Below are 13181 nucleotides of genomic sequence, written 5' to 3'. Positions count from 1 at the left end.
ACCTTATCGATTTTGCTCAGGGTTCCATTGCGCATAACGCTGGCCGCGCAGGAACTGCCACAGGCCGATGCTCATCCCGGTAAGGGTCACCAGAAGAAACGCAGCGAGGCGAAAGGGTTTGGGCAGGCGGTGTTGCGAATCCAGCAGGCCGGCGATAGCCACCGCATAACCGAGTAACTGGGCGATCAGGCTCAAGCGATAAAACCCGTGGTCGTCCCACAGCCAGAAATTGCTCAGCAGCAACGGCAGCAACAGGATCGGCGCCAGGCGCCGGATCAACTTGTGGCTGATCAAGGCAATCGCATACAGGCCGTGTTTCAGCGGATTAAGCAGTTCGCGGCGCTGGGCCAGGCTTTGCAAACCGCCGACGGTCACGCGCTGGCGCCGACGGAATTGCTTGTCGGCTTCATCCACGCCGGTGTCGATCACCCGGGCTTCGGGTACGTAGATGATGCGTTTGAAGGCGACCGGCGCGCAGGTGCTGATAAAGAAGTCATCGTTGACCTCCGCCGGTACGTTCTGGAACAGCTCGCGACGCAGGGCGAGCAGGGCGCCGTCGGCGGACACCATGCAGCCGGTGCGGTTTTCCACGCGGCGCAGCCAGCCTTCGTAATGCCGATACAGGCTGTCGCCGATGCTCAGGCCCTTGCCGGTCACCGGGATCAGCATGTGCCCGGCGCAGGCGCCGACCTTGGGGTCGGCCAGCGGCGCGAGCAGGTGGCCGAGGGTGTCGGTGGACCATTGGTTGTCGGCATCGGTGAACACCAGGATCTCGCCGGTGCTCAGTGCGGCACCGGCATTCAGGGTCGCGGCCTTGCCCTGGCGGGGCAGGTCAAGCACGCTGATGCGCGGGTCGACGACCTTGCGCGCGCAGGCCACGGTGTCGTCGGTCGAGCCGTCGCTGGCAAGGATGACCTGCAGCGAGCGCGCCTGATAATCCTGGGCCAGGACGGTGCGCAGTTTCTCTTCGATGTGCCGGGCCTCGTTGTGCGCGGCAATCACGATGCTCACATCCATCGGTGCCGCCGGTCCGTGATGCCGCACCGCAAAGAATGGCGCCAGCAGGGTCAACAACAGCGGGTAGCCAAGCCAGGCGTAGACCGGCAACAAAAGGCACAACCAGAAAATGAATTCAGCCACGGGCAGGCCTCCTGGCATTCCATTGACACAGACTGAGGATGAACGCGGCGCCGGCCAGGTGCAGGCGCACCCAGTGCAGGCCCCACAGTTGCAGGGTCAGGCCGATGTCGCGGTGCTTGACGCTCTGGCGCAGGCTCAAGACAAGCGCCGGCAGATTGGTCAGCAGAAATAGCAATCCCGCCAGATGAACCTGGCCGTTGGCCAAGGCAATCACCGCTGCAATATCCAGCACCCACGCAGCCATCGACAGGATCGGGAAGCGCAGCAAACGCAGGGTCATTCCGTTACTGCGCAGTAACTGCAGGTGACTGCCCTGGCGCCAGAATTCCTTGCCCATCCATTCGCGCCAGCTGCCTTCATAACCCCAATGCAGGGCGATGCTCTGGTTGACCGAGAGCAGACGGGCGCCCGCGGCGGCCAGGCGCATGGTGAAGTCCTTGTCTTCGCCAGTGCGCAGGGTTTCGTCAAAACCGCCGATCTTGCTGAACCAGGTGCGCCGCATCAGCAGGTTGGCACTGGGCAACCATTGCACCGATTGCACCGTCTGCGCACTCGGGCGCAAGGTGCGGCGCTGCCAAGCCGCCGCGTACCAAGGCGCTTCGGCCGGGGTATGCAGATCCAGCCCAAGGACATCGACCTGCACCGCCGTCTTGATCTTCACCAGCAGCGTCAACCAGTCTTCGGGCACCTCAATGTCGGCATCGACAAAGGCCAGCCATTCCCCGGTCGCGACGGCCGCCCCGCGATTGCGCAGCGCACCGATCAACAGGCCGGGTTCGAGCAGCACGTGCGCCCCGCATTGATCGGCAATCTGTGGGCCGCGATCGTCGGAGCCATTGTCGACGACGATCAGCTCGCATTCGAGCCCGGCGGCGTTGGCGGCATGTTGCGCGGCCAGCAGGGTCCTGGCGATATGCGGGGCTTCGTTGAACATCGGGATCACGATACTGATGCGGCTCATGCCTTGGCCTCCAGGATTGGACTTTCTTCGGCTTTCAAACGCAGCACGCTGGTCAAGGCGAGCATGATCCACAAGTACTTTTGATTCGGCGTGCTGAGGAACATCAAAAACAGCGTCAGTGACAGAAAACTCATGCCCAGGTGCGTCATCAGGTCGGCCTGCTCCCCGTTATGGCGCTGCATCCAGGCTCGCCGGGCACGCATCATGTTGTATAAGCCCAGCGCCAGCATGCCGACGAACAACAGGCCGGCGGGAATCCCCAGTTCACTGAACACTGCCAGGTAGGTGTTGTGGGCTTCGCGGTACAGGTCGCCGATTTTTCGGTTGGCGGAAAACGCTTTGGCATAACCGGTGGGGGCATAGTGCATCGGGAACGTACCGGGGCCGGTACCCAGCAGCGGGTTCTCGCGGATCATCTGGCTGCCGACCACAATGTATGAGGCACGACGGCCGAGGGATTCATCCTGGCCCTGGGCCTTGGCCCCTGAACTCAAGATGCTCAAGGATTGGATACGTTCGACATAACCGGGCGGCATCGAATAAATGGCCAATGGAATCACGATGGCCATACCGAGCATGGCAAAACCCAGGTGACGAGGACGGATGCGCGGCAAGTGTGCGCGGTAGTGCCACATGCCAATCATCAGGCTCAGGACCAACACCACCAGCCCCGATCGGGATTCGGTCTTGGTCATTCCGCCCATCAACAAAATGCTGCAACCCAGCCAGAACAAACGTTGCAAAAGATTCGGGCTACGGATTAACAGCAGCAGGGCCATCGGTATGGCGAAGGCGATCAACATGGCAAAAGCGTTCGGGTCTTCCAGCAGGCCGGCAGCGCGGCCCTGGTCCTGAAACTTGCTGGAAAACATCGCCAGTACGCAGGTCAAGGTGACGCTGAGTGTCACCAGCCGGGCGAACATGTCGAGGTTCAACTCGCGACCGATCAGCAGGGTGATCACAAACAGAATCAGGCCGACGCTCAGTTCCCGCAGATGCTCGAGCGACGTGTCCAGGTCATCGGTGTTCAACAGGCTCAACAGGTAAAGCGCCATGAACCAGATCAGGTAGCGCCAGATATTGCTGCGCAACCGCTGGGACGGAATCTGGTGCATGGCCAATTGCAGCATCAGGATCAGCGCCAGCGAAGCACCAATGAACTTGGTGCCCGATAAGGCGCTGCCCTTGAATAAACCTTCGAACGGCACGAGCGCCGCGATCCCCAGCAGGCCCCAGGCCGGTTTGCGATACAGCACCGCGATACCGACCAGGCCCACCACTGCTCCCGGCGCCAGAAATGGATAGGGACTGGCTAGCAATGCAAGGCAGACCAGGCCGAGCAGACTGACGATCGAGAGCGGGAAAATCATGCGCGTGCCTCCCGTGCGGTATGGATGTAAAGCTGCGACCAGCGTTCGGCCAGGGCCTTGAGGTCATAGCGATCCAGTTGCGTGCGCCTTGCGTTGTCGATCAGCTCGCGAGCCAGCGCCGGGTCGCGCAGCAACGTGCCGATCTGCCGGGCGAGGGCGGCACTGTCGGCGGGGGGCGCCAACAGACCGTTGTGCCGGTCTTCCAGTACATCGGGAATCCCGCCGACTCCGAACGCCACCACCGGCACGCCGGCCTGCATGGCTTCGAGCAGAATCATCGGCGTGCCCTCGGTGCGCGAGCTGATCACCAGCGCGTCGAGTTGCCGCCACCACGGACGCATGTCGGTCTGGTAACCGGGTAGCGAGATGCGCTCCTGCAACCCCGCTGAATGGATTCGGGCCAACAGGTCGTCCCGTTCCGGGCCGTCGCCGAGCATCACGACGTCCAGTTGCGGGTACTGCTGACACAACGGGATCAACGCATCGAGAAAAAGATCCGGACCCTTTTCACTGCTCAGGCGCCCGACGTAACCGGCCAGCCAGCGTTGGTGTTGAGTCGTCTGCGATGGCAGATCGTTGCTGGCCGGCAGGCCATTGGGGATCACTTGCAGCTTCTCCGCCCGCACACTGGCCTGACGGCACAGCGTGGCAATGCTTTCGGCCACGCACACCACCCGGTTCACCGACGCGGTGCGGCACAGTTGCAGGCTCAGCCAGGTGTAGAACTTTTGCTTGCGGCTACGTGGCGTGAAACCGTGTTGGGTGATCACCAAAGGCAGGCGCAACAACGTTGCGCCGACCCAGCCGAACAGCAGGCCCTTGAAATTGTGCGTGTTGATCAGCGGCATCTCGGCCCGCCGCTGGCGCAAATGCGCCAGTAACGCCCCCAGCCCCGTACAGCTGCGACAGTCCACCCCGGCCTCGCGAAACCGCGCGAGCAACTCGTACGGTGCATCGAGAAACAGCACCTGATGTTGCCCCGGCGTCGCCAGGCAGTGGTCCAGCAGCATCCGCTCGGCGCCGTAGAAGCCGCCGCTGCTGAGCAAATGAATGATCGGCAGCGATGGCTTCAGCGGCGCGTTCAATTGCGCACCCAATGGACGAAGCTCGGCACACTCCAGTTCTTGTGCGGGTTGCCCGGTTCCATGTTCTGATCGTTGATCACCAACAGCACGGGCAAGCCCAGTTCATGGGTAATTTGCGCAGGGTGTTTGAAGCGGTGATCGAAAAACTCACGCACGTACACCAGAGCGATCGCCAGCAGCAAACCGGTAAACAGGCCGAATGGAATGATCAGCATGGGTTTGGGGAACGCCGCTTCGGTCGGTTCGAACGGCGGGCTCAGGACCCGGGCGTTGGACAGGTCGTTGTCCAGCATGCGGGCGGTGCTGCTTTCGGCAAAGCGCTGGGCGTAGGTGGAGAACGCCGCGTGCAGGGCGTTGATTTCGGTGTCCACCTGGCGCAGCTTGCTCTGGGTTTCCTGCAACTGGTGGATGCGGTTCTTGAACTCGGCGATGCGCGCGGTCTTCTGGTCGATGACCGAACTGATAATCGCCAGGTCGTTAGTGCGTTCCTGTATCCGGTTGCTGACCACCTTGAGGAACTGCTGGCGGGAGCGGGCGATTTGCTCGCGGGCCAACAGCATTGGCTCGCTGCCTGGCTGGAAGATCGCCAGGTCGTTCATGTAGCGACTGACCTGGGTGGTCAGCGCCTCACCCATTTGCTTGATCTCGCGATCTTCGAGGGCGACGTTGTCCACGGTGGTGGTGAAGGTGTAGGGGAAGGTGTAGTCATTGAGTTTGTTGTCTTTGGCGGCGGCCAGGCTGGTTTTCAGGTAATCGAGCCAGCGTTGGCTTTGCAGCAGGCGATCGCGGTACAGGTTGAGCGCCTGTTCCTCGGTGTTGATGGCGTTGAGGCGGAAAGTGATTTCTTCCTTGGGATCGGATGCACCGATAGCGCCCAACAAAGCCTGCCGGTTGCCTTCCAGGCCATCGAGACGGACCTGATACTGGGTCTTCTTGCTTTCGTAGAAGCTTTGCGGCAGGTCGATCGATTGCAAGGCCTGACGGCTGACCAGGTAGTTCTGCAGCAGCCCCGCGACAAACTTGGTGCCCTGGGCTGGATCCGGGAAGCTGTAGATGATCGAGATGACGTTGGAGCCCGGCAGGGTTTCGATCTTCAAGCTATTGATGGCCTGTTGGGTCAAACCGTCGAGCACGGTGTCGCGCACCGGATCGGTCTCCATTCCCAGCGCGGACTTCAGCGGGTTGATCACATGCTCGCGCAGCGGTGTGATGACATGTTGTTTGAGTGGCCGGGTCACCAGTTTATTGAACACCGTGGGAGGCGGGGTGTACTCACCCTTGTCCCGCAATTCGCTGATGGTCTGCCGGATCAAAGCCGGAGAGCGCAGGATATTGCTCTCGGTTTCCATGTCGGCCAGTGACGGTGGAACAAAGGTCGCGTTTTCCTGGTTCAGCGACGTGGTCGCGTCACCTTGGGAGATTTTTTTCGACTGGACGATAACTTGCGCGGTGATATCGAAGCTCTGTTTGAGCATCAGCGGCAAGACAAGGGTGATGACTGCAAAGACCAGGAATACGCGCTTCACCAATTGCTTGTTAGCGAAGAAGATCCTGAAGAACTCGTGCAGGTAGTTTTCCTTGGGATTCATGTCAGGTCACCTGAGAGTCAGTTGTTGTTGTCGTCTTTGTTGTCGAGGCGGTAGCCGAAACTCAAGCCCACGCCCTGGAACAGCACCACGTCCGCCAGTTGCCGCGCGAGCTCACCGGCGCTGGCCAGCTTGGTCTTGGGCACGTAGAGCATGTCGTCCGCTTGCAGGTAAGCGATCTGCGGGGCATCGCCGGACAGGGCTTTTTCGACGTCATAACGCGTGGCCTGAACCTGATTGCCGTTGCGGCGCATGATCACTACCGAATCCAGGCGTGCCTTGGGACTGGAGCCACGGGCCAGGGTCAGGGCTTCGAGCACCGAGACTGGCCGGCGGATCGGGTAGGAACCCGGCTGGCCGACTTCACCCAGCACGTAGATCTCGTTGCCCGCGGTGGACTTGAGCAACACGTCGACGGTCATCCGTCCCGGCAGTTGCGCGTACTTTTGATTGAGGAAGGTTTCCAGTTGATTGACGGTCATGCCTTGCAGCGGCACCGCACCGATTTCCGGGAAACTGGCATAGCCGTCGGTGCCCACGGTGATCTCCCGGCTCATGCCGGTGGCCGGGTGGTTCAGCGTGTTTCTGAGGTTCGTCTCATTGCTCAGTGGGCTGATGACCTGCACGGAGAGCTGATTGCGGTTGGGCTGGAACAGTTGTTTGCGCTGATAGGCCCGTTGAATCTCCTCGCGTGCCTGCTCGGAGGTCAGCCCGGCGATTTTCACCGATGTATTGGCACCCGGCAGTTCAATCGTGCCATCGGGCAGCACCATCTGATTGCCATTGAGCTGGTTGGCGGCGGTGAAGTTCAGGCCGACCTGGTCACCGGACTGAATGCGGTAGGCATTCGAGCCGCTGGTGCTGATGTGGAAGATCACGTCCAGTACATCCTTGGGACGCAAGGTCTGTTCGACCTTGGGCAGATCAGTGGCCTGGGCATTGGCCGGCGCGGCAGTGAGGATGTTCACCGGCATGTTCTGGGTTTCGGAAGTGCTGGAGCAACCTGCAAGCGGCAGCAACAGCAGGACAAGCATTTTGGCGTTCATGGCGTCATCCTTTTTGCGGTTGCTTACAGGTTCTTGTAGAGCCACTTGGGCATGTAGTACTTGCGTCGGTTGAACACGCTGCCGACCAGTTTCGCGCCGGCCTGGGTCAGGCGCTGCACCGCGGCCTGGGCCACTTCCCAGCGAGTGTCTTCGGAGCGCACGACCACGATCACGCCGTCCACCTGGGTGCTGATGACCAGTGTGTCGGCGGCCGAATACACCGCGTCGCCGTCAATCACCACGAAGCGATAGCGACTGCCGAGCTCATCGAGCAACGGTCCCAGGCTTTCTGGTGTCAGGTGCTCGTTGCCCCGGGCATGCCGGCCGTTGGGCAGGATGTGAAAGGGCAGACTCGACACGTCCACCACGCAGTCCTGCAACAGGGGCGGGCTCTGGTGGTTGAACAGCAGGTCGCGAAAACCGCGCTCTTTGGTTAATCCAAGCTGTTGTGTGAGGTTGGTCGAGGACTGGCTGGCGTCCACCAGCAGCACTTGGCCGCTGCTCATTTGCGCGAGTTGGCCGGCCAGCGCCAGGGCGCTGGTGGTCGTGCCCGCGCCGGGGTTGGCAGCGGTCAGAAACAGGATGCGCAGATCCTGATCGAGCACGGTCGAGGCTAGGTTGGACTCGCTGGGGTTGGCGATGCTGAGACTCTTTGCAGTTGAACCGTCCATTAGCTTGCTCCGTGGCCGCTGAATACTTTGAAGGGGGTTTTCAACAGGATCTTCAGATCAAGCAGCAGGCTCTGCTCGGCGATGTAGCTGAGGTCCAACTCAACGCGCTGGTCGAAGTCGATATTGCTGCGCCCGGAGATCTGCCACAGGCCGGTCATGCCGGGGTAGATGCTCAGGCGCGCGAGGTGATTGTCCTTGTAGCGATAGGCGTTGAACGAGGTTGGCCGCGGGCCGACCAGGCGCATGTCGCCGGTCACCACGTTGATCAGGTTCGGCAGCTCGTCGAGGCTGGTGCGGCGCAGGAAACCACCAATGCCGGTGATGCGCGGGTCCTTGTCGATCTTGAAATCGATGGCATCGGCGCCGTGCTTGTTCAGGTGACGCAGCGATTCCTTGAGTTCCTCGGCGTTGGCCACCATGGTGCGGAACTTGTACATGCCGAACATCCGGCCGCGGTAGCCTGTGCGTTTTTGCACGAACATCACCGGGCCCGGGCTGGTGAGTTTGATGGCCAGCGCCAAGCCCAGCAGCACGGGCGAAAGCAGCAGCAGAATCACCAGTGCGCCGAAGCAGGCGACCACGCGGTTGGTTCGCGACAGCGTCCAGGGCCGACCACCGTCACGGCCTGTCATCCAGCCACGTCCCTGCATGTGGATCGCTGCGTCGAGGCGCATTCGGTGCTCGGGGTCCAGGCGCTTGTCACGGCGCAATTGAGTAATCGGCACTCCTTTTTCATGTCCAGTCATTGAGCGATCCTCCGCTGGTGTTCAGCCGCGAGCGGCGCATGGGCGATAGGCAGTGAGTAGTAGTCGCGGAACCAGGCGATGAAACGCCCGAGTCCTTCATCCAGCGCGATACGCGGCTGGAAACCGGTGGCAGCGGCCAGGTCGCTGGCATCGGCACAGGTGTTGAGCACGTCGCCGGGTTGCAGGGGCAGCAATTGGACCCGGGCTTTTTGCCCGAGGTGTTTTTCCAGCAGCGCCAGGTAGTCCTTGAGCTCCACCGGGTGCTGGCCGCCGATGTTGTAGAGGCGCCACGGCGCCATGCTGCTGGCCGGGTCCGGTTGCTCGCGGTCCCAGTCGGCATTGGCCTGTGGTGGCCGCTGGATCAACCGGGCGATGCTTTCGATGATGTCGTCGATGTAGGTGAAGTCGCGCTGATGCTCGCCGTAGTTGAACAGCTTCAGCGGCGTACCCTCGGAGATCGCCCGGGCGAACTGGATCGGCGACATGTCGGGTCGACCCCAGGGACCGTACACCGTGAAAAAACGCAGGCCGGTGCAAGGAATGCCGAACAGGTGGCTGTAGCTGTGGGCCATCAGCTCGTTGGCTTTCTTGGTCGCGGCATACAGCGACAGCGGATGGTCGACGCCGTCGCGTACCGAATAGGGCGTGTGCTGGTTGGCACCGTAAACCGAGCTGGAGGAGGCGAAGATCAGGTGCTTGACCGGATGGTGACGGCAGCTTTCGAGGACGTTGAGGAAACCGCTCAAGTTGCTGTCGAGGTAGACCCGGGGTTTCTCCAGGGAGTAACGCACTCCGGCCTGGGCCGCGAGGTTGATCACCACCTCGGGCTGTTCACGGGCAAACAGGGTGTCGATGGCCGCAGCATCGGCCAGGTCAATCGTTGAGAGCTGGAAATGGCCGACCTGCTCCTGCACCCAACGCACGCGGTCGTGTTTGAGTTGCGGGTCGTAGTAGTCGTTGAAGTTGTCCAGCCCGATCACCTGGTGTCCGTCGCGCAACAGCCGCAACACACAATGGGCACCAATGAATCCGGCGGCTCCGGTCACCAGGATTTTCATGGACGCAACGCCTCGGGCACGACGTGACGCAGGCCAATGCCGCTGTAATGCAAACCGGCCGCTGCGACTTGTTCGGGGTTATACAGGTTGCGCCCGTCAATGATCACCCGTGACCGTAGCTTGCTCGCCAGCAGTTCGAAATCGACCACGCGGAAGTTTTTCCATTCGGTGCAGATCACCAGCGCGTCGGCATCCTCCAGGGTGTCGTCGCGGGTGGCGCAGAGGTGCAGGTCATTGCGATAGCCGTAGATACGCCGGCACTCGGACATGGCTTCCGGATCGTAGGCCTGCACGCTGGCGCCTTCGGCCCACAGCGCCTCCATCAGGTAACGGCTGGGGGCTTCACGCATGTCGTCGGTATTGGGCTTGAACGCCAGGCCCCAGATCGCGACGGACTTGCCGGCCAGCCCTTGCGGGAACTGCGCCTTGAGTTTGCCGAAGAGGATATGGCGCTGGCTGTCGTTGACGTCGGTGACGCTGCGCAACAGGCGCAGGGGCATGCCGTTGTGTTCGGCGGTGTGCAGCAGGGCACGCAGGTCCTTGGGGAAGCACGAACCGCCGAAGCCGCAACCGGGATAAATGAAGTGGTAGCCGATGCGCGGGTCGGAACCGATGCCTTTGCGCACCGCTTCGATGTCGGCTCCCAGCAGTTCGGTCAGGTTGGCCAGCTCGTTCATGAAGCTGATGCGGGTGGCGAGCATGGCGTTCGCCGCGTACTTGGTCAGCTCGGCACTGCGGTTGTCCATGAACATGAGTTTTTCATGATTGCGGCAGAAGGGCGCGTACAGCTCGCTCATCTGGCTACGGGCCGTGTCGTCTGCGGTGCCGATGATGATCCGGTCCGGACGCATGCAATCGGCCAGGGCACTGCCCTCCTTGAGAAACTCCGGGTTGGACACCACCCGCACCTTCAGCGCCCCCTTGCCCCGGCACTGCAATTCTTCAAGGGCGGTCGCCGCGACCTGGTCCGCTGTGCCGACCGGCACGGTGGACTTGATGATCAGGGTGCGGTCGGCCTCCATGAAACTGGCGATCTGCCGGGCCACGTTCAGTACATGGCTCAAGTCGGCGGAACCGTCTTCGTCGGCCGGCGTACCGACCGCGATGAAGATCAGCTCGGCGTGCTCGACGGCATCGCTGGCCTGGGTGGAGAAGAGCAACCGTCCAGCCTTGATGTTTTCTTCCAGTGTGCCGGACAGGCCGGGCTCACTGATCGGTGGAACAGCTTGTTGCAACTGCTTGATCTTGTTCGGATCGATGTCGACGCACAAGACGCGATGTCCAACATCCGCCAGTGCCGCTGCTTGTATCAGGCCAACATAGCCCGTACCAAATACGCTCACGTCCATATTGGCGTGCCTCGTAAGTCGGTGAAGAAAGATCAGAAATGGGACTGTCAAAAGGGGTATAGACCAGCCTTGGGAAACCGTGTCAGCAAACTGACATGTAAAAGAGCTAAGACATCCCCAGTTCTGGGGGGCTAATTGCCATCAAGCGCTTGGCCCTGCTGGCTTGGCCGAATTTTTGAGAGGATCTGAAGATTTTCAAGAATGCGATAAACGGTCGTAAGGCTTGAAATACAAGGCCTGTAGCCGATTGAGTGTGTCAGAATTGAGACGATTTTTTTTTGACGCTTTGAGCTGATTTTTGACGTTTCTTGCGCTTGAGTGGCTCGGTGCTAGTGTCAAAAAAAGGCCGACAATCTATTGGCCGCCCCCGCAATTGGGTTTTGAAATGCCAATGATTCGATATCTCAAAGAAGTTCTGATAGCTGTCTATTTGATCACCCATTACGACTATTACTTTGGTCGTGTCAGCGCGATCGGATTAAGTTTTCCGTTGCTGTTGTTTATCGGGATGTTCGTCATTTTGACAGTTACCTTGTTTATGACGGCCTATATTCGCCAGACATTAATCCGGCACTTGTTCGCGCTGGCGATGTTTGCCTCGGCGGTGTTCTTTGATGTTTATTCGCGGGTCACCGCCGATTACCTGACCTACAGCGGTTTCGTTTCGCTGATGTATTCCGGCGGTTTCATTGAAGAAGCGCTTTATCAGTACCGGGATGCGATCATCAGCGGCGTGCTCGGTGGATTGCCGCTGCTATTGGGCATCGGCCTCAAGCCACGTCGGCGTCTGCCTCTGCCGGGTGCGGTGTTGATGGCGGCTCCGCTGTTGGGGGTACTGTTACTCAGCGCCGTGTTATTCGTGCGGGCCGGGGAGGGCGCGCGCGGACTACCGCAGATGTACACGCCGCTGGCCTACCTGAACCTGTTCGCCTATGAGTCCCTGCACAACACTGTCGGCCCGCGCGAACCGGTGAGCCTGGCGCGCATCGATCAACCGGTGGGGCACGACATCGTGCTGATTATCGACGAGAGCATTTCCGGTAATTACCTGGACATCAACGCACCGTTCGGCGTGCATAGCAATCTCAAGGAACCCCGGCCGGGTGTTGCGATCTTCAACTATGGCTACGCCGCCTCGATCGCCAATTGCAGTGTCGACACCAACGTCACCCTGCGCTATGGCGGCACCCGCGCCGACTACGTGCGGATCAACAGCACGTTGCCGTCGATCTGGCAGTACGCGAAAAAGGCCGGTTTGCACACGGTGTATATCGATGCGCAACGCACCGGCGGCAATTTGCAGAACCTGATGAACACCACCGAGAGAAAAGACATTGATCAGTTCGTGCAATTCGACCAGACCAGCGTGCGCGACCGCGACATGGCGGCCGCGGCAAAACTGATCGAACTGCTCAACGACGATAAGCCGCAATTGGTGATCATCAACAAGGTCGGAGCACATTTCCCGGTGCACGACAAATACCCCGATGGTTTCATGGCTTACCGTCCGACGTTGCCTCGGGGGCAATTCGTCGAGGTGGCGGACACCGGCGAACGCAACGGCTTCAATGGACAGCCGGACGATTGGGTGCTGTATCGCAACGCTTACAAGAACACCCTGTTGTGGAACGTCGGGGAGTTTTTCTCTCGGGTATTTGCCCAGGCCAATCTGAACAATGCGCTGTTGATCTACACCTCCGATCACGGGCAGGACCTGCATGAGCGGGGCAATCCGGGATTGAACACCCATTGCGGCGGTGATCCGGTGGAGGAGGAAGGCCTGGTCCCGTTGGTGGTGATTTCCGGTAGCGGATTGAACACCCTGGACTGGCAGGCTGCACTGGCTGGCAATAAGGATCGCTCCAGCCACTACAACATCTTCCCGACCTTGCTGCAGTTGATGGGGTATGACCTGGCGGGGGTGGAAGCGGTGTATGGCAAGCCGCTGAGCGTGCCGACGGCCGATGATTTCACCTTCAACTATCGGTTCAATGCGCGGCTCGGGGCCAAGCCTGCGTGGAAGCACATCGACTTGAACACCATCGTCACGCCGACACAGGCGCCTGTCAGTGTGGTGGTGGGGCAGTGAGCGCTTGAGTGAACTGGTTGTCCTCTTCGCGAGCAGGCTCGCTCCCACAATGGAATGCATTTCAACGGTGGGAGCGAGCC

General features: G+C 60.5%; 11 protein-coding genes. 1 reads left to right on the top strand and 10 read right to left on the bottom strand.

The window, feature by feature from the left end:
- Positions 1–3: 3 nt before the first annotated feature.
- From ACSFE6_RS23410 to ACSFE6_RS23365, 10 genes are read right to left on the bottom strand one after another with little or no spacing between them, the layout of a single operon-like run.
- Positions 4–1140, bottom strand: coding sequence for a glycosyltransferase (locus ACSFE6_RS23410; RefSeq protein WP_435429807.1), 1137 nt, complete (start codon positions 1138–1140; stop codon positions 4–6).
- On the bottom strand, positions 1133–2101 hold the full coding sequence (locus tag ACSFE6_RS23405) for a glycosyltransferase family 2 protein (protein WP_435429806.1): 969 nt from the start codon (positions 2099–2101) through the stop codon (positions 1133–1135). The genes ACSFE6_RS23410 and ACSFE6_RS23405 overlap by 8 nt, the downstream gene beginning before the upstream one ends.
- Positions 2098–3471, bottom strand: a complete 1374-nt coding sequence (locus tag ACSFE6_RS23400) for an O-antigen ligase family protein (RefSeq protein WP_435429805.1) — start codon at positions 3469–3471, stop codon at positions 2098–2100. The genes ACSFE6_RS23405 and ACSFE6_RS23400 overlap by 4 nt, the downstream gene beginning before the upstream one ends.
- Positions 3468–4556, bottom strand: a complete 1089-nt coding sequence (locus ACSFE6_RS23395; RefSeq protein ID WP_435429804.1) for a glycosyltransferase family 4 protein — start codon at positions 4554–4556, stop codon at positions 3468–3470. Before ACSFE6_RS23395 ends, ACSFE6_RS23400 begins: the two co-directional genes overlap by 4 nt.
- Positions 4553–6145: a GumC family protein gene (locus ACSFE6_RS23390; RefSeq protein WP_435429803.1), complete on the bottom strand. Its 1593-nt coding sequence runs from the start codon at positions 6143–6145 to the stop codon at positions 4553–4555. The genes ACSFE6_RS23395 and ACSFE6_RS23390 overlap by 4 nt, the downstream gene beginning before the upstream one ends.
- Before the next feature lie 17 nt (positions 6146–6162).
- Complete coding sequence (locus ACSFE6_RS23385) at positions 6163–7188, bottom strand: polysaccharide biosynthesis/export family protein (RefSeq protein WP_435429802.1); 1026 nt, start codon at positions 7186–7188, stop codon at positions 6163–6165.
- A 23-nt stretch (positions 7189–7211) separates the two neighbouring features.
- Entirely contained in the window at positions 7212–7859 is a 648-nt protein-coding gene (locus ACSFE6_RS23380; protein ID WP_435429801.1) for a CpsD/CapB family tyrosine-protein kinase, read from the bottom strand.
- On the bottom strand, positions 7859–8605 hold the full coding sequence (locus ACSFE6_RS23375) for a sugar transferase (RefSeq protein WP_435429800.1): 747 nt from the start codon (positions 8603–8605) through the stop codon (positions 7859–7861). The genes ACSFE6_RS23380 and ACSFE6_RS23375 overlap by 1 nt, the downstream gene beginning before the upstream one ends.
- The gene (locus ACSFE6_RS23370; RefSeq protein WP_435429799.1) at positions 8602–9663 is read right to left on the bottom strand and encodes an NAD-dependent epimerase; all 1062 of its coding nucleotides are present in this window, start codon (positions 9661–9663) and stop codon (positions 8602–8604) included. Before ACSFE6_RS23370 ends, ACSFE6_RS23375 begins: the two co-directional genes overlap by 4 nt.
- Entirely contained in the window at positions 9660–11012 is a 1353-nt protein-coding gene (locus tag ACSFE6_RS23365; RefSeq protein WP_435429798.1) for a UDP-glucose dehydrogenase family protein, read from the bottom strand. The genes ACSFE6_RS23370 and ACSFE6_RS23365 overlap by 4 nt, the downstream gene beginning before the upstream one ends.
- A gap of 391 nt (positions 11013–11403) precedes the next feature.
- Between ACSFE6_RS23365 and ACSFE6_RS23360 the strand changes: the two genes are divergently transcribed.
- Positions 11404–13101, top strand: a complete 1698-nt coding sequence (locus ACSFE6_RS23360) for a sulfatase-like hydrolase/transferase (protein WP_435429797.1) — start codon at positions 11404–11406, stop codon at positions 13099–13101.
- Positions 13102–13181: the final 80 nt, after the last annotated feature.

Source organism: Pseudomonas baetica (assembly GCF_051216495.1).
Classification (GTDB): domain Bacteria; phylum Pseudomonadota; class Gammaproteobacteria; order Pseudomonadales; family Pseudomonadaceae; genus Aquipseudomonas; species Aquipseudomonas baetica_B.
This window is presented reverse-complemented; position numbering and strand designations above follow the sequence as displayed.

Bases quoted from the DNA above. Each gene is read 5' to 3' on its own strand.
- ACSFE6_RS23380 (WP_435429801.1), bottom strand. From the start codon at position 7,859: ATGGACGGTTCAACTGCAAAGAGTCTCAGCATCGCCAACCCCAGCGAG.
- ACSFE6_RS23400 (WP_435429805.1), bottom strand. From the start codon at position 3,471: ATGATTTTCCCGCTCTCGATCGTCAGTCTGCTCGGCCTGGTCTGCCTT.
- ACSFE6_RS23375 (WP_435429800.1), bottom strand. From the start codon at position 8,605: ATGACTGGACATGAAAAAGGAGTGCCGATTACTCAATTGCGCCGTGAC.
- ACSFE6_RS23365 (WP_435429798.1), bottom strand. From the start codon at position 11,012: ATGGACGTGAGCGTATTTGGTACGGGCTATGTTGGCCTGATACAAGCA.
- ACSFE6_RS23370 (WP_435429799.1), bottom strand. From the start codon at position 9,663: ATGAAAATCCTGGTGACCGGAGCCGCCGGATTCATTGGTGCCCATTGT.
- ACSFE6_RS23390 (WP_435429803.1), bottom strand. From the start codon at position 6,145: ATGAATCCCAAGGAAAACTACCTGCACGAGTTCTTCAGGATCTTCTTC.
- ACSFE6_RS23405 (WP_435429806.1), bottom strand. From the start codon at position 2,101: ATGAGCCGCATCAGTATCGTGATCCCGATGTTCAACGAAGCCCCGCAT.
- ACSFE6_RS23385 (WP_435429802.1), bottom strand. From the start codon at position 7,188: ATGAACGCCAAAATGCTTGTCCTGCTGTTGCTGCCGCTTGCAGGTTGC.
- ACSFE6_RS23360 (WP_435429797.1), top strand. From the start codon at position 11,404: ATGATTCGATATCTCAAAGAAGTTCTGATAGCTGTCTATTTGATCACC.